Genomic DNA, 21,469 nt, shown 5'->3' with positions numbered 1-21,469 from the left:
GCCGGTCAGAGTGTCCGGTCGGTGATCCGTCCGCCGTCGACCTCGATCCGCCGGGTGGTGTGCACCGCCGCCAGCATCCGGCGGTCATGGGTGACCAGCAGCAGGGTGCCGCGGTAGGAGGCGAGCGCGGACTCCAGCTGCTCGATGGCGGGCAGGTCGAGGTGGTTGGTGGGCTCGTCCAGGACCAGGAGGTTGACCCCGCGGCCCTGGAGGAGGGCAAGCGCGGCGCGGGTGCGCTCCCCCGGCGACAGGGTGCGCGCCGGGCGCAGTACGTGCGCCGCCTTCAGTCCGAACTTCGCGAGCAGGGTGCGCACATCGGCCGGCGAGAGATCCGGTACCGAGGCCCGGAAGGCGTCCATCAGCGGCTCGTCGCCCAGGAACAGCCCCCTGGCCTGGTCGACCTCGCCGACCACCACACCGGGGCCGAGCGCGGCCTGCCCGGTGTCCAGCGGGAGCCGCCCGAGGAGGGCGGCGAGCAGGGTGGACTTGCCGGAGCCGTTGGGGCCGGTGATGGCGACCCGGTCCGCCCAGTCGATCTGCAGGTCCACCGGGCCGAAGGAGAAGTCGCCGCGTCGGACACCGGCGCCGCGCAGGGTGGCCACCACCGCGCCGGAACGGGGCGCAGCGGCGATCTCCATCCGCAGCTCCCACTCCTTGCGCGGCTCCTCGACCACGTCCAGCCGCTCGATCAGGCGCTGGGTCTGCTTGGCCTTGGCGGCCTGCTTCTCGCTGGCCTCCGCCCGGCCCTTGCGGCCGATCTTGTCGTTGTCGGTGGCCTTGCGGCGGGCGTTCTTGACGCCCTTCTCCATCCAGTTGCGCTGGGTGTGCGCGCGGGTCTCCAGGGCGGCCTTGGTGTCGGCGTACTCCTCGTACTGTTCGCGGGCGTGCCGCCGGGCCCGTTCGCGCTCCTCCAGGTACGAGGTGTAGCCGCCGCCGTAGGTGTGGACCTGCTGCTGGGCGAGGTCGAGTTCGACCACGCGGTTCACCGTGCGGGTCAGGAACTCGCGGTCGTGGCTGACCAGGACCGTGCCCGCGCGCAGCCCGGTGACGAAGGCCTCCAGCCGTTCCAGACCGTCCAGATCGAGGTCGTTGGTCGGCTCGTCCAGCAGGAAGACGTCGTAACGGGAGAGCAGCAGCGAGGCCAGCGAGGCACGAGCGGCCTGGCCGCCGGAGAGCGTGGTCATCGGCTGGTCCAGGCCGACCGAGAGGCCGAGCTGGGCAGCGGTCTCCTCGGCGCGCTCGTCCAGGTCAGCGGCGCCCAGCGCCAGCCAGCGCTCCAGCGCCGTGGCGTAGGCGTCGTCCGCGCCGGGCCGCTCCGCGACCAGCGCCTCGGTGGCGGTGTCCAGGGCGAGCTGGGCGGCGGCCACGCCCGTACGGCGGGCGAGGAAGGCCCGTACGGTCTCCCCGGGGCGGCGGTCGGGCTCCTGCGGGAGGTGGCCGACGGTGGCGGTAGGCGGGCTCAGCGAGAGCGCGCCCGCCTCGGGAGCGTCCAGGGTGGCGAGCAGGCGCAGCAGGGTGGACTTGCCCGCCCCGTTGGCGCCGACCAGACCGATCACGTCCCCTGGGGCGACGACGAGGTCCAGGCCGGAGAACAGCACGCGCTCACCGTGGCCGGCGGCGAGGTCTTTGGCGATGAGAGTGGCAGACATCAGACCGCCGATCGTATCCGGCCGCCCCGTGCCGGTCGCTCTAATATCCCGGCATGGAACCGGGTCTGAAGACGCATGTCAGCGACGGCACAGCGACCGTCACCATCAGCAACACGGGCAAGCGCAATGCGATGACCGTCCCGATGTGGCGCGAGCTGCCACCGCTGCTGGAGCGGCTGGCCGCCGACCGCTCCGTACGGGCGTTGGTGCTGACCGGTGAGGGCGGGACGTTCTGCGCGGGTGCGGACATCGGGGCGCTGCGCGAGGGGGCCGGCGAGTCGCAGGGGCTGGCGGTGGCGGCCGAGGAGGCGCTGGCGGCCTTCCCCGGTCCCACGCTGGCGGCGATACGGGGCTACTGCGTGGGCGGTGGTGCCCAGTTGGCGGCCGCCTGCGATCTGCGGTTCGCCGAGGAGGGCGCGCTGTTCGGGGTGACGCCGGCGAAGCTCGCGGTGGCCTATCCGGCGTCCGCCACCCGGCGGCTGGTCCGGCTGGTCGGTCTCTCCGCGGCCAAGTACCTGCTGTTCTCCGGGGAGTTGATCGACTGTGCCCGGGCGCTACGGACCGGGCTGGTGGACGAGGTGCTGGCCGAGGGCGAGCTGGGCAAGCGGGTGGCGGAGTTCTCGGCCGTACTGGCGAGCCGGTCGCTGCTGACGCAGACCGCGGCGAAGGAACTGGCCAACGGGACCTGGGACGTTACGCCCGCCGAGGCCGAGGAGCGCGGCGCGTACTGGGCCGCGCAGGCCCGGGCCAGTGGCGACACCGCGGAGGGTGCCGCCGCCTTCCTGGAGCGCAGGGCGCCGCGCTTCACCTGGACCGGGGAGTGAGGTCCAGGGAGTGGCTTTCTGGGAGTGGCTTTCGGGGCGCAGCGCCCGGGGGCGAAGCGGGATGGGACGCCCGGCCGGGGGGCGGTGGCGCGGGCTGACCGGCAGTGCCGCGTGGCGCCCTGCGCTCCCGGCCCGGACGTCCTCCGCCCGTCGCTGAACGGGCTGCGCAGTACTACCCGCGCGGTGCGCGACCGGCCGTGCGGTGTCTACTCCTGGCCCGTCAGCACGAACCGGCTGCGCTCCCGCAGCAGCGCGGTGACCTCGGCCGGCGCCTTGTCCGGGGCGCCCGCGTCGTAGGGCGGCTGCGGGTCGTACTCGATGCCGAGCTGGATCGTCTGGGCAACGGTGTCCCCGGCGATCCGGCCCGCCAGCGCCAGGCCCATGTCGATGCCGGAGGAGACGCCGGCCGCCGTGACGTACTTGCCGTCGAAGACCACCCGTTCCCCGGTCGGTTCGGCACCGAGCCCGGGCAGTTGGTCCAGGGCCAGCCAGTGGGAGGTCGCCCGCCGTCCCCCGAGGAGTCCCGCGGCGCCCAGGATCAGGGAACCGGTGCACACCGAGGTGGTCCAGGTGGTGTGGGCGTCCACCGCGCGGATCCACTGGAGCAGCGGGCCGTTCGTCATCTGTGCGACCTGCCCCGGGCCCCCGGGCACGACGAGCAGGTCCGGCGCGGTGACCTCGGCGGTGCTGGCGTCGGCGACCAGCCCCAGCGAGCCGACCTCGTTGCGGTAGGTACCGGCGCGCTCACCGACGAAGACGGCCTCGGCCCCCGGGAGCCGGCTGAGCGTCTCGTAGGGGCCGATGGCGTCCAGTGTGGTGAAGCGGTCGAAGAGGAGGATGGCGATCTGCACGGTGGCTCCTGGCGGTGTGGTGGTGGGGCGGGGTGGGGTGGGTGCGGGTGATCGGGCGGGAACTGGTGGTCCGGTGGGGGCGTGCGGGAACTGGTGGTCCGGTGGGGGCGTGGCGGTCGGTGAGCCGCGCCCGGCCGGGGTGGGTCAGGCCGGCTGTGGCTGTGGTCCGGCCGGCCGGAAGCGGCGGCGGTACTCGGCCGGGGAGGCGCCCAGCGCCCGGAGGAAGGCCCGGCGCATCGCCTCCGGCGTGCCGTAGCCACAGCGCCGGGAGACCTGTTCAATGCCGTCGACGGTGTCCTCCAGGCACCGCCGTGCCGCCTCCAGGCGCACCCGGTCGACATAGCGGCCCGGCGTCATGCCGACCTCGTCGCGGAAGGCCCGGGCGAAGTGCCGCGGGGAGAGCCCCGCGCGGTCGGCGAGGGCGTCGACGGACAGGTCGGCGGCCGGGTTCTCGGTGATCCACTGCTGGACGTCGCGCAGCGGCTGCCGCTCCGCCGTCTGGGCCGCGAGCTGGGCGCTGAACTGGGTCTGGTTGCCCGGCCGGCGCAGGAAGACCACCAGGTGCCGGGCGATGGCCAGCGCGAGCTCCCGGCCGAGGTCCTCCTCCACCAGGGCCAGGGCGAGGTCGATGCCGGCCGTCACGCCCGCCGAGGTGGCCAGGTCGCCGTCCCGGACGTAGATCGGCTCGGGTTCGACCCGTACGGCGGGGAACCGCCGGGCGAGGGTGTCGCACAGCATCCAGTGGGTCGTCGCACGCCGGCCGTCCAGCAGCCCGGCTTCCGCGAGCAGCAGCGCCCCGCTGCAGACCGAGACCTTGCGCCGGGCGCGGTGGGCGTTCCCCCGTAGCCAGTCGACCAGTTGGGGGTCGGGGTTGCGGGTGCCCTGTCCGCCCGGCACGAGCAGGGTGTGCGGCGGCGCCGCGTCGGCGAGCCGCAGGTCGGGGACGAGGGTCAGTCCGCTGGTGGTGCGGACCGGAGCGTCGTCCAGAGCGGCGGTACGGATCCGGTAGGCGCCGGGGACCCCCTGGCACGCCCCGTTGAAGACCTCGACCGGTCCGCTGACGTCGAGGGCCTGCACGCCGTCGAAGAGGACGACCAGCACATCGCGCTGTTCCATGCCTCCATCCTGATCACGTGCGGCCATGGCGGCAATGACGGATTTCCCACCTTTCCTGCCATGGAAGGGCGTGCGGGCGGGCGACTGCGCGGGCGACTGCCGCGAACGGCCTGTCCGCGCTGCGGTCGGGGCCGGGAGGCGCGGGCAGCGAGCCGGGAGCCGCGGGTAGCCAGCCGTACGGGGAGCGCGGCGAGCGGGGCCGACGGGGTCCGGCCCCCTGGGGCGAGGGTCATACCGACGGGTCGGTACCCTGCCGCGTATGACCACTTCCAGCGCACTGCCCGAGCAGGCCGGCCGCGCCTGTCACAACCTCGTCAACCCCTTCCACTCCACGCACTACTTCGCGCCGGAGCTCGCCTCCGAGATGGCCGGCCTCGGCATCGAGCACCGCAGCGCCGGCTACTTCGCCTGCCGCGCCGCGGCCATGGGTGCGGTCGGCCCGGGCACCGTCACGGCCACCTTCTACAACTTCCGCTACGAGCTGGTCGCCCAGCACATACCGCACGTCTGGACCGTCACCACCCCCGAGGAGGTGCTGGCGGCCCGGCTGCGCGCCGCGGACACCGCCCTGCGGCGGCTGCTCGGCGAGGAGGCGATCGCCTCCCCCGAGATGGCGGAGGCAGCGGAGCTGGCGCTGCGCGCGGCCGAGGCCGGCAGCCGCCCGGCCCGCCCGCTGTACGCCGCGCACGCCGACCTGCCGGTGCCCAACGCCCCGCACCTGGCCTACTGGCACGCCGCGACGCTGCTGCGCGAGCACCGCGGCGACGGCCACCTGCTGGCGCTGGTGGACGCCGAGCTGGACGGGTTGGAGGCGCTGGTCACCCACACCGCCACCGGCCGCGGCATGAGCTTCCAGGGCGTCATGGCGACCCGCGGCTGGTCCGAGGAGGACTGGCGGGCGGCACAGGAGCGGCTGCGGGACCGCGGTCTGCTGGACGCCGACGGCGAGTTGACCGAGGCCGGCGTGCAGCTGCGCAAGGACCTGGAGCGGACGACGGACCGTCTGGACCGGGCGCCGTACGCGCACCTGGGAGCGGACGGCGTGGCCCGGCTGACCGAGCTGGCCAGCGGCTTCACCACGGCCGTGATGAACGCCGGCGCGTTCCCCGCCACGCTGTTCGGCAAGTAGCCCCCCTCCGGGGCGCCGGGGCGGGTGCGGCTTCTCACACCCCGGCGTCCCCGGCCGGGCGGTGCGACAGTCCGGCCCGCCAACCGGCAGAATGCAGGCTCACAGCACGAGCGGGAAGGCGGGTCAGCATCAACGTGACGGCATCCACTGAGCCCATCGGGGCCCTCGGGTCCATCGAAGCGAGGATCGCCGGGGAGCTCGGCGTCAAGGAGCGGCAGGTCAAGGCCGCGGTCGAACTGCTCGACGGCGGCTCGACCGTCCCGTTCATCGCGCGCTACCGCAAGGAGGCCACCGAGACGCTCGACGACGCGCAGCTGCGCACCGTCGAGGAGCGGCTGCGCTACCTGCGGGAGCTGGAGGAGCGGCGGGGCGCGATCCTGGAGTCCGTACGGTCCCAGGGCAAGCTGGACGAAGCCCTGGAGGCGCAGATCCGCGCCGCCGACTCCAAGGCCCGGCTGGAGGACATCTACCTCCCGTTCAAGCCCAAGCGGCGCACCAAGGCGCAGATCGCCCGGGAGGCGGGCCTGGAGCCGCTCGCGGACGGGCTGCTCGCCGACCCGTCGGTGGAACCCGCCGCGGCCGCCGCGGCGTTCGTGGACGCCGACAAGGGGGTCGCCGATCCGGCGGCCGCCCTGGAGGGCGCACGGGCCGTCCTCACCGAGCGCTTCGGCGAGGACGCCGACCTGATCGGCGAGCTGCGCGAGCGGATGTGGGGGCGCGGGCGGGTCGCGGCGAAGGTGCGCGAGGGCAAAGAGGAGGCCGGCGCGAAGTTCGCCGACTACTTCGACTTCGCCGAGCCGTTCACCGAACTGCCCTCCCACCGGGTGCTGGCGATGTTCCGCGGCGAGAAGGAGGAGGTCCTCGACCTCACCCTGGAGCCGGAGGACCCGTCGGCGGCCACCGAGGGCCCCAGCTCCTACGAGCGGTCCATCGCCCACCGCTTCGGCATCGCCGACCGGGGCCGGCCCGCCGACAAGTGGCTGCAGGACACCGTCCGTTGGGCCTGGCGCACCCGCGTCCAGGTGCACCTGGGCATCGATCTGCGGCTGCGGCTGCGACAGGCCGCCGAGGACGAGGCGGTACGGGTCTTCGCATCGAACCTGCGCGACCTGCTACTGGCGGCGCCCGCCGGAACGCGCGCCACGATGGGCCTGGACCCCGGTTTCCGTACGGGCGTGAAGGTCGCGGTGGTGGACGCGACCGGCAAGGTGGCCGCCACCGAAACCATCTACCCCCATGTGCCGCAGCAGAAGTGGGACGCCTCGCTGGCCACGCTGGCGAAGCTGGCCCGGGAGCACGACGTCGAGCTGATCGCCATCGGCAACGGCACCGCCTCCCGGGAGACGGACAAGCTGGCGACCGATCTGATCGCCGCCCAGCCGGAGCTGAAGCTCACCAAGGTGATGGTCTCCGAGGCGGGCGCCTCGGTGTACTCCGCCTCGGCCTTCGCCTCCCAGGAACTGCCGGACCTGGACGTCTCGCTGCGCGGCGCGGTCTCCATCGCCCGCCGCCTCCAGGACCCGCTCGCCGAGCTCGTCAAGATCGACCCGAAGTCGATCGGCGTCGGCCAGTACCAGCACGACCTGTCCGAGGTGAAGCTCTCCCGCTCCCTGGACGCGGTGGTCGAGGACTGCGTCAACGGCGTCGGCGTGGACGTCAACACCGCCTCCGCGCCGCTGCTTTCGCGGGTGTCGGGCATCGGTTCCGGCCTCGCCGAGAACATCGTGGCGCACCGCGACACCAACGGCCCCTTCCGCTCCCGCAAGGCCCTCAAGGACGTGGCGCGACTCGGCCCGAAGGCGTACGAGCAGTGCGCGGGCTTCCTGCGGATCCGGGGCGGCGACGATCCGCTGGACGCCTCCAGCGTGCACCCCGAGGCGTACCCGGTGGTGCGGCGGATGGTGACGTCGGCGGGCACCGAGGTCGGCTCGTTGATCGGCAACACGGCGGTGCTGCGCACCCTGAAGCCCGCCGACTTCGTCGATGACTCCTTCGGTCTGCCGACCGTGTCCGACATCCTGCAGGAGCTGGAGAAGCCGGGCCGCGACCCGCGCCCGGAGTTCCGCACCGCCACCTTCAAGGACGGCGTGGAGAAGATCGGCGACCTACAGCCGGGGATGCTCCTGGAGGGCGTGGTGACGAACGTCGCCGCCTTCGGGGCGTTCGTGGACGTCGGCGTCCACCAGGACGGTCTGGTGCATGTCTCGGCGATGTCGCGGACCTTCGTCAAGGACCCGCGGGACGTGGTCAAGCCGGGCGACATCGTGCGGGTCAAGGTGCTCGACGTCGACATCCCGCGCAAGCGGATCTCGCTGACGCTGCGGCTGGACGACGAGCACGGCAAGGGCGCCTCGGCGGGCGGCGGCGAGCGCCGGGGCGGAGCGGGCGGCGGCGAGCGCCGGGGCCCGCGCGAGGGCGGCCGGGGCGGCGGTACGCCTCGCCCGCGGCAGGGCGGCGGCCCGCGGCAGGGCGGCGGCCAGCGCGGCGGCGACCGCCGTGGCGGCCGTGACGCCGGTCCGGCCAACGACGCGATGGCGGACGCGCTGCGCCGCGCCGGTCTCCTGGGCGGCGGCGAGCGGGGCGGGCGGCGGTGAACGGCGGGCGGCGGTGAGCTGGGGCTGAGGGGCAGCAGGAGCCACCGCCTGCTGCCCCTCGGCCCTGCCCCTGGTTCTGCCTCGCCGCTACCTCCTTCTGCCCCGCAGTCGCGCGGCCGTGCCCCCTGCTTCACCGGTCATGGACCCGCCTCCGGCCCGCCGTCCTCCCCTGCCCCAAGATCCGTTGTCAGTGGCCCCTGGTACGAATGGGAGCAGTGGAGAACGGGGGTTGGGCATGGCGTACGAAGCGATGACGGCGGGGCACCCGCCGGTGGTCGGCCCGGCCGACCGGCGCGCCCTGGAGCGCTGGCGGCCGGCGGAGCCGGAAATCGTCGAGGAGGCACGGCGGCTGAAGGAGGCCGCGCTGTTGGACTTCGGGCTGACCGAGTCCGTCGTGGCCTCGTGGATCTACGCCAAGTGCCCGCAGCAGATCCCGACGACGGCGGTGCCGTCCGCCGCGGTGGTGGCCTCCGGTGACGGCAGCTGCCCGCTGCTCTACAACCCCGAGTTCTTCGTCCAACTGGGCCTGCAGGGCGTGAAGTTCGTCCTCTTCCACGAGGCGCGCCACCTGATCCACCGCCATCTGTTCGCCGATCCCGAACTGCGCGCGGACCCGGCCTTCCTCATCGCCGCCGAGGTCGCCATCAACCATGTGGCGATGGTGCGGCTCGGCCGCAAGGAACTACCGCTGATCGACGGCAGTCCCGCAGGCGTCGACCCCCGTGAGATCCACCGCGACTACGTCGCCGACCTGGCTGCCCAGGGCCTCGACCCACTCGGCTACGCCGACTTCGTCGAGACCGACATGACCGTCTTCAGGGAGCTCAAACGGATGCGGCAGCCACCCGCACCGTCGGCCCCCTGTGCGCATCTCACCGATCCGCTGACGGTGGCCGGCGACCAGGAGACCATCGACGCGACGGCGTCCTCCGCGCTGCTGAACGCGCTGCTCGCCGCCCGGCGCGGACACCCCGGCGCGGAGCGGGAGTTGCTCGACCTGATGGACCGTACGGACGGCGCGTCGGAGCGGGCGTCCCGGGTATGGGGGCGATTGGGCGCCGGGGCGCTGCGCGGTGAGACCGCACGGACGGCGAAGGTCGACTGGTGGCAGCGCTGGCTGGTGGACGTCCTGGCCTCGAAGCTCCGGGAGGGCGAGCGCCTGGTCTATCCGAAGAAGCGCGGCGCCCTGCTGGCCGCATTGGGGCACGACCCGATGCTGTCGCGCTGTGGCCCGGAGCGCGAGAAGGTCTTGGTGATCGCCTACGACACCTCGGGGTCGATGCCCGACCGGGTGATCGACTGGCTGACCGAGCTGGTCGGCGCGATCGACGGGGTCTCGGCGCACTGGCTGTCGTTCGACGCCGTGGTGATGCCCTTCCGGCCCGGCGAGCGGGTGTACGGCGGCGGGGGCACCAGCTTCCAGGCGGTGGCCGACTACGTCGAGGGCCGTACGACGGTCGACGGCAGCCGCTTCGAGGAGATTCCGGACGCCGTGGTGATGCTCACCGACGGCTATGCCCCGCCCCTCACCCCCGCCGAGCCGGACAAGTGGATCTGGCTGATCACACCGGGCGGCGACGACTGGCCCGACCACCACACCCCACCGATGGCCTGCCATCGTGTGACGACAGGAGAGCGATGAGCACGACCACGCCGACGGCGACCCCGCGGGCGACGACCGCCAAGGCCCCGGCCGCTTCCGCCACCCCGGTCCCGCCGCGCTCCCCCCTCGCGCCGGCCGCGCCCGCCGGTCCCGCCCGGTGGCGGCCGACGGCCACGTACCCCGAGCCGCCCGAGGGCTGGACGGGCGTCTCCCGCCTGGAGTCGTTCATCGACGCGATGATCGACATGGGCCAGACCGGCCAGATCTTCGGCGAGCACGGGATCGGCAAGACGGCCACCTTCTTCTCTCACGTACCGACGGCCTACCCGGATGCCGAGCTGGTCTTCGTCCCGGCCGCCAACCTCACCCCGGACGACCTGCTCGCCAACGCCCCGGTGCGCGACGCCAGGACCGGCGAACTGGTGCTGCGCCAGCTGGTGATGAGCCAACTGCGTCCCGGCAAGCCGTTCGTGCTGCTGATCGACGACTCGCTGCAGGCCGGTGCCACGATCCAGTCGCAGCTGATGCAGATCGCCTGCAACTGGACGCTGGGCGAGTTCGACCTGCGGGAGCTGGGCTGCATCGGCGTCTTCCTGACCGACAACGAATCGCTGGCCGAGACCGCGGCCCGGCGCAGCGACCTGGCCGTCCTGGACCGCATGGTGACGATCCGGATCACCGCCAATGACACCTCCTGGCGGCACCGACTCGCGGCGAAGTACCCCGACTGGAACCTGCGCGAGGTGTTCGCCCTCTGGGCCAGCCTCGGTCCGGCGCTGCGGGAACTCCTCTCGCCCCGCACCCTCGACCACATCCTGGCCAACGCCCGCGAGGGCTTCCCGCTGCGCTGGGGACTGCCGCTGGTCAACGGCGAGCGGCTGCGCCTTGCCGAGCAGAAGGCCGACGGCGGGCCGGGCAAGGACCACACGGCCGAGGTGCTGGACCGGATCGCGTCCTCGGTGGGCGCCGACAACCCCGTCTCCCTCCCCGACCCGGTGCGTGCGGTGGTCCGCGCGGCGCTGCGCAACCGCTGGTCGGTACTGCTGCAGGGGCCGCCCGGGTGCGGCAAGACGGAGCTGGTGCGCGAGACGGTCCGGGAGGGCCTGGACGGGCGTGATCCGCTCTACTTCTCCCTGCCGGTGACCAATGTCGAGGACCTCTGCGCACCGATCCCGACCACCGACGGCTCCCTGGACAACCTCCTGTCCGCGCCGTTCCTGGGCCCGGAGCCCAAGGCGATCGTCTGGGACGAGTACAACCGCCCCAAGGACAAGGCGGCGTTCGCCAAGCTGATGGAGATCACTCAGGAGTGGTCGCTGGCCGGTCGGCGGATCGAGAATCTGCGGGCCCAGATAGCGGTGCAGAATCCGCCGTACCACCTCGGGCGCAAGCTGCTGGTCTCCCGGAACAACATCGCCCAGGCGACCCGCTTCACCGTCTCGCTGACGGTCGAGCCGGGCGACATCCCGGCCAATGAGTGGCTGATCACGCAGTACGGTGCGCTGGCCGAAACGGTCCTGGAGTGGTGGAAGCACGACATCGACGAGGACGGCCGGGCCTGGATCACCAAGCGCACCATCGAGCGACTGATCAAGCTCCATCAGCGTGGGCTGCCCCTGGAGATGGGCACGGTCTACCTCGGCGACGGGGAGTACGCCCCGGTGCCGCTGACCGCGCTCATGGACCGGCTCAACGACCGCCCGGTCACCGGTCTTCGGGAGATGGCGGACGAGGTGGAAGCCTGGGAGGCGCGGCTGCGGGCGGCGGCGAGCCGGTCCAGCGAGGGCTCGAACGACAGCGACCTGGTCCACCAGGTCCTGGCGAACGCGGAGTTGTCGCAGCTGAAGAAGCACCAAGAGGCGGTGGTCCGGCTGGTCGCCCTGCTGCCGCCGAAGCTGCGTTCGACCTATCTGGTGGGGGCGTCGAGCGCTGCCCAGCGGTTCTGGATCGAGGTCTTCGCACTGATACCGCGGCGGTGATGCGCCGGCCGGCACCGTGGTGGCCGGCACGGTAATGGTGTGGACAGGCCGGCCCGGGCCTGGTTAGCCTGCGGCCATGTCCAGCCCCGAAGCGTCAAGACGCTAGCCACCGGTCGTCCGGTGGCTGCTCGCAGTGCCCCGTCGTAGCGCCTCCTCCTGGGCGTAGCGCGGGGCTGTGCGCTCCCCTGCCATCGGATCGCCGCCGTAACGGGCTGTGTTCCGACCTGTTCAGGGCCTCCGTCGTGGGAGGCCAGGTCGTTCGCGCGGTGGCCGCACTCGGCCCGCCCGGCTGGACAAGGGCGTTGGGACTCCGTACGCGAGTCCGCGGGGAATCGTGGGTTTCGTGGGAGTCCGGGTGGGAGCCCGCTCGGGAATCCGTTTGGGGCCTGCTGGGGATTCCGTATACGGGTCCCCGCACGGGAATCCGGTGAACCCCGCACGGCCGTCCCTGGGGCGTAGGGGACTCGTGTCCGGGTCCCATGGAACGCCCGGGCAGCACCAGGGCTTGGGACGGACGGTTCCTGCTGGGGTCGGTTCCTTCTGGGTTCGGTTCCTGGGTTCGGTTCCTGCTGGGCTCGCTTCTGCCGCCGCGCACCATGTCGATCCCTCGTGGTTGCGGAGTATTCCTGTGCCCTTCTTCCTCTACCTCCTCGGACTTGCTGTCTTTGCGCAAGGCACCTCCGAATTCATGCTGTCCGGCCTGCTACCGGACATCGCCGCCGATCTGCGGATCTCGCTCGCCGCGGCGGGCTCGCTGACGTCGGCCTTCGCCGTAGGAATGATCGTCGGCGCCCCGCTGCTGGCGCTGCTGAGTCTGCGCTGGCCACGCCGCCGTGCGCTGCTGGCCTTCCTGACGGCCTTTCTGCTGGTCCATGTGATCGGCGCGGTGACCACCAGCTATGCCGTCCTGCTGGTCACACGGGTCGGCGCGGCGCTGGCCAACGCCGGCTTCCTGGCGGTGGCCCTGGCGACCGCGACGGCCGTGGTCCCACCGGACGCCAAGGGCCGCGCCACCTCGGTCCTGCTCGGTGGCACCACCATGGCGTGCATCGCGGGGGTGCCGGCGGGTGCGTTCCTCGGTGCGGAATGGGGCTGGCGGTCGGCCTTCTGGGCGGTGGCCCTCGTCTCGGTGCCGGCCGTGGCGGCGATCGTCCGGTCGGTGCCGGACGAGGGCGGCCGGCAGCCGGGCAACCGTCGGGCGGACACCACCGACCGGGCCCACACCCCCTCCCCGTCCCGTCCCGAGGCCCACTCCTGCACCCGGGCCCACACCGGGGCTCCCACCTGCACCCCGGCCCGACCCCACACCGGGACCCGCTCCTGCACCCCGGCCCGATCCCGCGCCCGTGGTGAACTGCGCGCGCTGCGCAGCCCCCGGCTTGCGGTGACCCTGCTCCTGGGCGCCCTGGTCAACGGCGCGACCTTCTGCACCTTCACCTACCTCGCACCGCTGGTCACCCGGGTCGTCGGCCTCGGAGCGGACCGGGTTCCGGCCGTCCTGGCGCTCTTCGGCCTGGGCTCGTTCATCGGTGTCAGCGTGGGCGGCCGGTTCGCCGACACCCGCCCGATGCGGCTGCTGACGGTCGGCGGGCCGGCGCTGCTCACCGGGTGGGCCGTCCTCGCCCTGGCCGCCGACAGCGCGTCGGCGGCCGTCATCCTCGTACTCGTCCTCGTCCAGGGCGCACTGTCGTTCGCGGTCGGCTCGACGCTGGTCTCGCAGGCGCTCTACGCGGCGACCGGGGCACCGACCCTGGCCGGGGGATTCGCCACCGCCGCCCTCAATGTGGGCGCGGCGCTGGGCCCTTGGCTGGGCGGGGCCGCCCTCTCCGCCGGCCTCGGCTACCGCGCTCCGGTGTGGGTGAGCGTGCTGCTGCTCGCGCTCGCCCTGCTCACGGCGGGAGCGGCCCGCGGCGCCCAGAACGTCTTCCGGCGGCGCGGGCGACGGGACGGCGCGCGGGCCGCGCAGCGTAGCGCCCGTGGAGGAGGCAGCGGCACCGGAGGAAGCAACAGCGGTGCAGGAGGCAGCGGAACTGGAGGAGGCAACGGCACCGCAGGAGGCGGCGGTACCAAGGCCCTCAGCCCCCGGCGCCGGCGTACCCCCTGATCCGCTCCAGTTCCGCCGCCACATCGGTGAGCGTGGCGCAGTCCGGTACCGGCCCCAGCTCGGGGGCTGGTACCGGGGTGCCACCCCCGCGCGGGTCCTCCAGGGCATCGGCCATCGCGGCGAGCGCCCGGCACAGCCGCTCGGCCTCCGCCACGCTCGGGCGGCGGGCGCCGTGGTCGAGGCGTACGGCGCAGGCGGTCGCGGCGTCCACGATGCGTTCGGCGGCGGTGACGACGGTCAGCCAGTCGGGGTTGCGGTCGCGGGCGGCGAGGAGTTCCGCCGCGGCGGTCTCCGCCGCGGCCCTGGCCTCCCCCAGCGCCCGGTAGGCGGCCCGGCGCAGCGCCAGCCGCTCGGTGGGGTCCGCGCCGGGCGCCGACTCCAGTACGTGGCGCAGGAACCGCTCGGTGGCCCGCAGCGCGGCGGTGACCCGCTGGCCGACCCTGCGGCGCGGGTCGGCCAGCCGCGGCAGGTGCCCGACGACCAGGACGATGCCGCAGGCGATGGAGGTGTCGACGAGCCGCTCGCCGGCCGCCTCCGGGGAGCCGCTGACGTGGACGAACGACAGCACCATCACGGTGATCGCGACGGTCTGCAGCGCGAAGTGCCGGGTGGCGAACGGCAGCAGCGCTCCGCCCGCACCCGCCATCAGCGCGGGCCACCACGAACCGGTCAGCAGCAGGCCCGCCCCGGCGAAGACCAGCACCCCGGCCACGGTCCCGGCGAAGCGGTTGACCGTACGGGAGAAGAGCGGGCCGAGGTCCGGCTTGACGAGGAAGGTGACGGTCGCCGGAAGCCAGTACCAGTGCTGTGCGCGCAGTGCCAGCGCCACGGCGGCGCTGGCGGCGATGCAGACGGCGACCCGCAGCCCGTAGTCCTGTCCCGCGGGTCCGAACGGGCCGCGACCGGGCCGGGGACGCCCGCCCAGGGTGCGGAGCGCGGCACGGGCCGTGGGCAGCAGACCGGGCTTCGCTTCCGCAGCGGGCCGCACCGGGGTCGGCTCCCGCCGGTCGAACGCCACCACCGCGTCGAGCAGCGCCTGGTCGAAGGCCCCGCGTCCGGCCGTACTGGTCTCCGGCGCGGACAGCCGGCCCGGTGACGTCCCGGTGCGCAGTGCCTCCGCGAACCGGCGGGGGCTTTCGGCGACCCGGGACGGCAGCGGGCGGCCCTCCCAGAGCAGCGCGACACTCGCCTCGCAGAGCGAGGTGGCCGCGGCGAACCGCTCGCCCAGCAGCAGCTCTTCGGTACGGGCGGGGCGCCGCAGCAGCCGGCCGGTCAGCCGGCGCAGCCGCAGTGCCTCGTCGGCGCGGTCCAGGGCGGCGGTGAGCCGGCGCCGGGCGGGCTCGGCGTCGGGGCCGCCGGCCGCGCCCAGGGCAGCGGCGAGCGCGTCGAAGACCGTGGCGACCGCCGCCCGCTCACCGCTGAGGGCTCCGCCCGCCGGGCGCGGTGAGCGGACCACGAGCCGGAGCAACAGCAGCCACAGGCAGCCCGCCAGGACGTACAGCGCCTTCGCCCAGGGCGCGCCGGGCAGAGGCATTCCGGCGCCGAGGACGGCGGTGGCCAGCATCTGCATACCGGCGTTGGAGCTCACCGGCCCGGCCACGCTGCCCGCGCCGGAGACATAGCCGACCGCGAACAGCGCCGGTACGACCCACCAGCCGGCGCCGGCGGCCAGCAGCGAGGCACCGATCAGCATGCCGAGTGCCGAGGCGAGCGCGGGCAGGCCGATGTGGACGATGCCGGTGCGGCGGGTACCGGGGCGGTCGTTGACGCCGGCCAGCATCGAGCCGAGACCGGCCAGCACCCCGGGAGCCGGGTGTCCGGTGGCGATGCCGGCGCCGAGCAGCGGCCCTGCGCACAGCGCACCGCGGGCGACGGCAGTCCAGGGCACGGGCAGTCGTTGCCAGCGGAAGGGGTGCGCCAGCCAGGCGGGAACGGCGCGCGGAGCGCGGAGCATGGGCCTCCTCAGATGACGGCAGACGGACGGCGGTAAGCGGAATCCGAGGGGCGACATCGGCCGACGGTGCTGCTACCAGCCTAAGGTCCAGGTTTGTCCGCATCGCTGCCGGAGGGTTACCGCAAGATCACCGATGGCTGGCGAGGAGGGGCCGTCCGCCCCGTTGGCGTCGGCGGGGGCCGGACGCGCCGCGTTCGCGGCCCCGGAGCCCGACGCCACCAACACCCCTACTCTCCACGGCCATTGGCGGTCCACCGGTGCACCCGAGAACGCGAAGGAACCCCGGGACACGACGTCCCGGGGTTCCGACCTTGCTGAGTCCCGCTGTCAGCTGCCGAAGCCGGTGGTCTCCACGGAGACCAGGCCACCGAGCGGCGAACCGGGAACCGCGGGCGCGAGGGAGCCGGCGGTACCCACGGCGTCGCCGACGGTCACGGTGGCGCCGTGGCCGGCGATCTCGCCGCCGAGGCTCGCCAGGCCGCCGGAAACACCGTCCAGCTCGCTGTCGGAAATCTCGCGGGTGTCGATCTCGGGGGTGAAGCCGTTACGCATGTGCGCGTTTCCCTTCAATACTCCGTTTTTCTGGACCAGCGCCAACCGGTTTCGATGTACAGCAAATCCGGCCGGTTCCACGGACGCCCGGCCGCCCGAATACGGGCCTTGCGCCGACCGTGCGTGCTGCAGGATGCAATCACGCCACCGGAGTTCACGGCAACCTGCGATCCCCCCTTTCCTTTCCCTTCCCACCTCCAGCATTCGGCCCTCAACTGCGGGTTCATCCGCCTTTACGGCACCAACACCGACGCATGGCACCTACCGGACAATCACCACGGAAAATTCTGGATAGATACCGACCAAGAAGCCGGAAAGACACCTGGCAAATACTGGACAGACACCCCGGAAAGCTCGCACATACCCCGGACCGAATTGCCCACTTCCCCTTCCGTTTCTACTTCTCCTTACACCTCCGCTTCCGCTTCCTCATGGAATTCGCCGCAGCATGTCAGCCATGAGACGTCGGCGAGATGCCGGACTCTTCTCCGTATGGAGCACATCGCCCGCATGGGCAGCATCGGATATATCAACTGCATCGCACGGATATCCCTGCCTCAGGAATGCACCGTTCCCACACACCCCTCCCACACATCGCTCCCACCCACCCCTCCCACACACCGCGGCGCGGCACCGGACCGAGGGATTCCGGCCGCTTCCGGCCGCACCGGTCCGGCTCTTACCATCCGGGCATGACGAGCGATACGGGCGACATATGGGTGATCGGCGGCGGCGTCATCGGGCTGACGTCAGCGGTCGCGCTGGCCGAGGACGGGCACCGGGTGCGGGTGGTGAGCCGGGACGCGGCCGGCGCGACGACCTCCGCGGTGGCGGGCGGGCTCTGCTGGCCGTACCGGATCCTGCCGTACGAACGGGCCGTGCAGTGGTCCGTGCGGTCCTTCCAGGTGCTCGCCGATCTGGCGGAGCGGCCGGCGGAGACCGGCGCCCGGATGGTGCCGGGGACGATGGCGCATACGGGGGCCGGGGACCTGGACGCCGCCGATAACGGCCTCGCCTCCTGGTACGCGGCCGTGCCCGGACTGCGGCGGGCCGGCGCGGACGAGCTGCCCGCAGGGTGCGCCGCGGGCTGGCGGGCCCGTACGCCGCTGGTGGACATGCCGGCCCATCTCCGCTATCTGGAGCGGCGGTTGGCGGCGGCCGGCGGGAGCGTACAGCGGGGCGAGGTGACCTCGCCGGAGCAGTTCGACCGCCCGGAGGACATCGTCGTCAACTGCTCGGCGCTGGGCGCGCGGAAGCTCGTACCCGACCCTGCGGTGCACCCGGTCCAGGGGCAGTTGGTGGTCGTGGAGAACCCCGGTATCGAGGAGTGGTTCGTCGCCGCGGACCCGGGCTCCGCGGACACGACCTATCTGCTGCCACAGCCGTACGGGCTGGTGCTCGGCGGTACGGCACGGGAGAACGCCTGGTCACGGGAGCCCAATCCGGCGGTGGCGGAGGCGATCGTGGCGCGCTGTGCGCGGCACTTCCCGGAGCTGGCACGGGCCCGAGTGCTGGCGCACAAGGTGGGCCTGCGGCCGGCCCGGCCGGCGGTACGGCTGGGGAGGGAACGACGGCCCGGTGGGGCGCGGTGGGTCCACAACTACGGGCACGGGGGTGCGGGGGTGACCGTGGCGTGGGGCTGCGCGGACGAGGTGGTACGAACGGTGCGGGAGGCACGGGACGACGCGGGCGGTGTGCCCTAGTACTGGCGTGGCCCCAGCCGAGCTGCGGTCCGATGAAGGGGAGGGAGGGGTACGGGGGTGGTCCCTCCCGTAAGGGCGCCGGGCCACGGCCCCGTGGAGGGGGGACGGCGGCCCCCTCCACGGGCCCCTCACAGGGCTGCCCTCCACCGGCGGCCCTCCACCGGGCCTTGGCCCCCTCGGCTACCTCCTGGTAGCCCGCGCCCCGTTGCGGCCACCCCCACCGCCGGTACCGGCCGTGCCGCCGGAGTCGTGCGTACCACCGGGGTCGCGCGTGCCACCGGAGTCCTGGGTGGCACCGGCGCCGTTCCCACTGGTCCCGTTGGTCGCGTTGGTCCCGTTGGTCCCCGGCCCGATGCGGATCTCGAAGTCCCCGTCGTACCGTTCGTGTCCGGCGATCACGGCCATCTCGACGGCCTCCTCGCCCCTCTGGCCCCGCACGATCAGCGGATCGGTGCGCAGATCCCGCAGCAGCGCCCAGCACATGGCGATCATCACGACCATGAACGGCACCGCGACCAGGATCGTCAGGTTCTGCAGGCCGGTCAGCGCGTCGCCCGATCCGCCGCCGATCAACAGCATGACCGCGGCGACCGCACCGGTCACCACGCCCCAGAAGATCACCACGAGCCGGCTCGGTTCGAAGGTGCCCTTCTGCGACAGGGTTCCCATGACGATGGAGGCCGCGTCGGCACCGGAGACGAAGAAGATGCCGACGAGGATCATCACCAGCAGGCTCGTCACCGTGGCGAACGGGTACTGGTGCAGGACGTCGAAGAGCTGCCCCTCCGAGGTGGACGCGCCGCTGAGCTGCTGGGAGTCCTGCAGCTTCATCGCCGAGCCGCCGAAGATCGCGAACCACACCAGGCTGACCGCGCTCGGCACGAGGATCACCCCGCCGATGAACTGCCGGATCGTCCGGCCGCGGCTGATCCGGGCGATGAACATGCCCACGAAGGGCGTCCAGGAGATCCACCACGCCCAGTAGAAGACCGTCCACTTGTGCAGCCAGGTGCCCACGTCGGCGCCACCGGACGCCTCCGTCCTGCCCGCCAGCTGCGGCAGTTCGCCGAGGAACGAGCCGAGCGAGGTCGGCACCAGGTTGAGGATGAGCACGGTCGGGCCGACCACGAAGACGAAGACGGCCAGGACCACCGCCAGCACCATGTTGATGTTGGACAGCATCTGGACGCCCTTGGCGATGCCGGAGACCGCGGACAGGATGAAGGCAATGGTCAGTACGGTGATCACCACGACCAGCAGGCTGGTGCCCACGCTGTCCATCCAGCCGAGCACCTTGATCCCGCTGCCGATCTGCAGCGCACCCAGCCCGAGTGAGGCGGCGGAGCCGAAGAGGGTGGCGAAGATGGCCAGGATGTCGATGACCTGGCCGCCCCAACCGTTGGCCCGGCGCCGGCCGATGAGCGGGGTGAACACCGCGCTGATGGTCTGCCGTCTCCCCCGCCGGAAGCAGCTGTAGGCGATGCCCAGGCCCACCACCGCGTAGATGGCCCACGGGTGCAGCGTCCAGTGGAACAGCGTGGTGGCCATGGCAGTGTCCATCGCCTGGGCGGCGTCCTTCGGGTCGGTGCCCGGCGGATGGCTGGTGAAGTGCCCCAGCGGCTCGCTGACCCCGTAGAACATCAGGCCGATGCCCATGCCCGCGCTGAACATCATCGCGATCCATGACACGGTGCGGAATTCGGGCTCCTCACCCTCCTTGCCGAGGGTGATCCGGCCGTACTTGCTGACGGCCAGCCAGATCGCGAAGATCACAAAGCCGGAGGCGGCGAGGACGAAAGCCCAGCCCCCGTTGTCCATCACCCAGTTGAGCAGGGCGGTCGATACGTTCTTGAGCGAGGAGGTGGAGAGCGCTCCCCAGGCGATGAAGGCGAGGGTGAGCAGCGCGGTCACGCCGAAGACCACCCGGTCGGTCTGGGGCGGCCCGGACCGCTGGGGGCCGGTGGGCTGATCCACCGGCGAGGACGTGCCGCCGCCTCTGTCGCCGGCCTTCTTGACTGTGTCCGTCACATGTCAACCTTCCTATGGGACATATTTGCCCAGCCCTTTACCCCCCTTCACCGCCGGGCAGACGTCCAACGGCGCCGCAACCGCAAGGTGGTATCCGGCCCGCTGGTCCAGCAGCAGCGGGATGAGGCCGCGCAGCGACTGGCGCAGCGGTACGACGGCACTGCCGTCCGGGCCCCGCCACCAGCGCACCCCGTGCAGCGCCAACACGTCCTCGATCCGGGCGAATTGGGCCGCGTCGAGACGGTAGGCACAGGGCGGGTCGGCCAGGACCTGGCCGGCAGTGGGCGGTTCGTTGTCCGCGCCGCCCAGGTAGACCGGGCCGCGGTCGGCGTAGCCGGCGCGCCGGGCCGCGCTGGTGGCCGCCTCGATCCGGGTCCGGTGCCGGTCGAGGAACCGGAACGCGCCCTTCAGCGCGGCGAGCTGGGAGCGGACCCGGCGCCGGTTGTTGAGCGCGGGGTCGGCCCGCTCGGCCGCGGTGAGGGCGTCGACTCTGTTCTCGACGAGCAGCCCCACGGAGCCCTTCACGCCCGCGGTGTTGCGCAGGATCCGCTCCTGGCCGTCGCCGGCGACCTGCTTGACCGGCTCGCCGGTCTCCGGGTCGGTCCAGATGCCGTAGACGCCGGTGCTGAAGCCTGCCCGCTGGACGGCGGGTTCGACGAAGTCCTTGGACAGCGCGCCGGCTTCGCGGTGCACCGCGTCCCCGGTGTTGAGGTTGCGCGGCCACAGCGACAGCAGGTCCTTGCTGTAGTACGGCGCGGTGGGGCCGTACTCGTGCAGGTCGTAGACGGTGTCGGGGCGGTAGTCGCGGAGCACCGCGGCCATGGCGCGGGCCTCGACGGTCCGCAGGCCGAGGTGGTCGCGGTTGATGTCCGCCCCGTCGGCGTTGGTACGGGTGTCGGCCGCCCGGCCATCGGGGTTGGCGGTGGGGACGACCAGCACACTGGTCCGCTCCAGGAAGCGCCGGGTCGCCCGGTCCTTGGCGTAGGCGAGGTCGCGGATGGTCGTCAGGCAGGCCTCGCGGCCGGCGGGCTCGTCGCCGTGCTGGGAGCAGATCAGCAGCACCGAGGCCCCGCGCCGGACCGCCGCGGCCCGCTGCGGGGCGGGGGCACCGATGCGTACGAGCTGGAGCGGGCGGCCCTGGCCGGTGGTACCGATCCGGTCGATCCGCACCCGGGGCGTGGCACGGTCGACCGCGGCGAGGAAGCGCTGTTCCTCGGGCTGGCTGGTCCAGCGGGCACCCTGACTGGATTCGAAGCCCGTACGGGGTATTCGGCTTGCGGTGGCGCCGGCGGGCGGCGCGGGCAGGGTCGCACCGAGGCTGACGGTCAGCCCGAGGGCCACTGTCCCCAGGACGAGGCGGCGGGAGTGAAGCGTCACGAGGAG

14 protein-coding genes are annotated in these 21,469 nt (G+C 72.9%); 7 read left to right on the top strand and 7 right to left on the bottom strand.

Annotation, left to right across the window (positions count from 1 at the left end):
- Nucleotides 1-5 precede the first annotated feature (5 nt).
- Nucleotides 6-1,649, bottom strand: coding sequence for an ABC-F family ATP-binding cassette domain-containing protein (locus AB0G84_RS17865; RefSeq protein ID WP_361321163.1), 1,644 nt, complete (start codon nucleotides 1,647-1,649; stop codon nucleotides 6-8).
- 53 nt (nucleotides 1,650-1,702) lie between these two features.
- Here AB0G84_RS17865 and AB0G84_RS17860 point away from each other — a divergent pair, with 53 nt between their 5' ends.
- Nucleotides 1,703-2,473, top strand: coding sequence for an enoyl-CoA hydratase-related protein (locus AB0G84_RS17860; protein WP_361321161.1), 771 nt, complete (start codon nucleotides 1,703-1,705; stop codon nucleotides 2,471-2,473).
- Nucleotides 2,474-2,679: 206 nt separating this feature from the next.
- Here AB0G84_RS17860 and AB0G84_RS17855 read toward each other — a convergent pair whose 3' ends face one another.
- Complete coding sequence (locus tag AB0G84_RS17855; RefSeq protein ID WP_361321159.1) at nucleotides 2,680-3,324, bottom strand: DJ-1/PfpI family protein; 645 nt, start codon at nucleotides 3,322-3,324, stop codon at nucleotides 2,680-2,682.
- Between the two features lie 144 nt (nucleotides 3,325-3,468).
- The gene (locus tag AB0G84_RS17850) at nucleotides 3,469-4,440 is read right to left on the bottom strand and encodes a GlxA family transcriptional regulator (RefSeq protein WP_361321157.1); all 972 of its coding nucleotides are present in this window, start codon (nucleotides 4,438-4,440) and stop codon (nucleotides 3,469-3,471) included.
- 259 nt (nucleotides 4,441-4,699) lie between these two features.
- Here AB0G84_RS17850 and AB0G84_RS17845 point away from each other — a divergent pair, with 259 nt between their 5' ends.
- The 5 genes from AB0G84_RS17845 to AB0G84_RS17825 all read left to right on the top strand — a co-directional run bounded on the left by AB0G84_RS17845 (nucleotide 4,700) and on the right by AB0G84_RS17825 (nucleotide 13,849).
- The gene (locus AB0G84_RS17845; protein ID WP_361321155.1) at nucleotides 4,700-5,569 is read left to right on the top strand and encodes a hypothetical protein; all 870 of its coding nucleotides are present in this window, start codon (nucleotides 4,700-4,702) and stop codon (nucleotides 5,567-5,569) included.
- Between the two features lie 134 nt (nucleotides 5,570-5,703).
- Nucleotides 5,704-8,163, top strand: coding sequence for a Tex family protein (locus tag AB0G84_RS17840; protein WP_361321153.1), 2,460 nt, complete (start codon nucleotides 5,704-5,706; stop codon nucleotides 8,161-8,163).
- Between the two features lie 235 nt (nucleotides 8,164-8,398).
- Entirely contained in the window at nucleotides 8,399-9,805 is a 1,407-nt protein-coding gene (locus AB0G84_RS17835) for a hypothetical protein (protein WP_361321151.1), read from the top strand.
- Complete coding sequence (locus AB0G84_RS17830) at nucleotides 9,802-11,745, top strand: AAA family ATPase (RefSeq protein WP_361321149.1); 1,944 nt, start codon at nucleotides 9,802-9,804, stop codon at nucleotides 11,743-11,745. Before AB0G84_RS17835 ends, AB0G84_RS17830 begins: the two co-directional genes overlap by 4 nt.
- Before the next feature lie 628 nt (nucleotides 11,746-12,373).
- A complete protein-coding gene (locus AB0G84_RS17825; protein WP_361321147.1) occupies nucleotides 12,374-13,849 on the top strand; it encodes an MFS transporter in 1,476 nt (491 codons plus the stop codon).
- Here the strand turns inward: AB0G84_RS17825 and AB0G84_RS17820 are convergent.
- Both AB0G84_RS17820 and AB0G84_RS17815 read right to left on the bottom strand, forming a co-directional pair.
- A complete protein-coding gene (locus AB0G84_RS17820) occupies nucleotides 13,821-15,803 on the bottom strand; it encodes an FUSC family protein (protein WP_361321145.1) in 1,983 nt (660 codons plus the stop codon). The genes AB0G84_RS17825 and AB0G84_RS17820 overlap by 29 nt on opposite strands.
- Before the next feature lie 327 nt (nucleotides 15,804-16,130).
- The gene (locus AB0G84_RS17815; RefSeq protein WP_361321143.1) at nucleotides 16,131-16,355 is read right to left on the bottom strand and encodes a hypothetical protein; all 225 of its coding nucleotides are present in this window, start codon (nucleotides 16,353-16,355) and stop codon (nucleotides 16,131-16,133) included.
- A gap of 692 nt (nucleotides 16,356-17,047) precedes the next feature.
- On the opposite strand from AB0G84_RS17815, the gene AB0G84_RS17810 reads away from it, so the two are divergent.
- Nucleotides 17,048-18,058 carry an FAD-dependent oxidoreductase gene (locus AB0G84_RS17810; protein WP_361321141.1) on the top strand — a complete coding sequence of 337 codons (1,011 nt, stop codon included), beginning with the start codon at nucleotides 17,048-17,050 and terminating at the stop codon, nucleotides 18,056-18,058.
- A 180-nt stretch (nucleotides 18,059-18,238) separates the two neighbouring features.
- On the opposite strand, the gene AB0G84_RS17805 is transcribed toward AB0G84_RS17810, so the two are convergent.
- Nucleotides 18,239-20,032 carry a BCCT family transporter gene (locus AB0G84_RS17805; protein ID WP_361321487.1) on the bottom strand — a complete coding sequence of 598 codons (1,794 nt, stop codon included), beginning with the start codon at nucleotides 20,030-20,032 and terminating at the stop codon, nucleotides 18,239-18,241.
- Between the two features lie 66 nt (nucleotides 20,033-20,098).
- Entirely contained in the window at nucleotides 20,099-21,463 is a 1,365-nt protein-coding gene (locus AB0G84_RS17800; protein ID WP_361321139.1) for a M14 family metallocarboxypeptidase, read from the bottom strand.
- Nucleotides 21,464-21,469: the final 6 nt, after the last annotated feature.

Origin of the sequence: Streptomyces sp. NPDC020742 (assembly GCF_040641675.1) — a bacterium.
Taxonomy (GTDB): Bacteria; Actinomycetota; Actinomycetes; order Streptomycetales; family Streptomycetaceae; genus Streptomyces.
This window is presented reverse-complemented; position numbering and strand designations above follow the sequence as displayed.

What these genes read in the sequence shown, in the direction of transcription:
- AB0G84_RS17865 (WP_361321163.1), bottom strand. Translation starts at nt 1,649, where the DNA reads ATGTCTGCCACTCTCATCGCCAAAGACCTCGCCGCCGGCCACGGTGAG.
- AB0G84_RS17860 (WP_361321161.1), top strand. Translation starts at nt 1,703, where the DNA reads ATGGAACCGGGTCTGAAGACGCATGTCAGCGACGGCACAGCGACCGTC.
- AB0G84_RS17850 (WP_361321157.1), bottom strand. Translation starts at nt 4,440, where the DNA reads ATGGAACAGCGCGATGTGCTGGTCGTCCTCTTCGACGGCGTGCAGGCC.
- AB0G84_RS17845 (WP_361321155.1), top strand. Translation starts at nt 4,700, where the DNA reads ATGACCACTTCCAGCGCACTGCCCGAGCAGGCCGGCCGCGCCTGTCAC.
- AB0G84_RS17835 (WP_361321151.1), top strand. Translation starts at nt 8,399, where the DNA reads ATGGCGTACGAAGCGATGACGGCGGGGCACCCGCCGGTGGTCGGCCCG.
- AB0G84_RS17830 (WP_361321149.1), top strand. Translation starts at nt 9,802, where the DNA reads ATGAGCACGACCACGCCGACGGCGACCCCGCGGGCGACGACCGCCAAG.
- AB0G84_RS17820 (WP_361321145.1), bottom strand. Translation starts at nt 15,803, where the DNA reads ATGCTCCGCGCTCCGCGCGCCGTTCCCGCCTGGCTGGCGCACCCCTTC.
- AB0G84_RS17815 (WP_361321143.1), bottom strand. Translation starts at nt 16,355, where the DNA reads ATGCGTAACGGCTTCACCCCCGAGATCGACACCCGCGAGATTTCCGAC.
- AB0G84_RS17810 (WP_361321141.1), top strand. Translation starts at nt 17,048, where the DNA reads ATGACGAGCGATACGGGCGACATATGGGTGATCGGCGGCGGCGTCATC.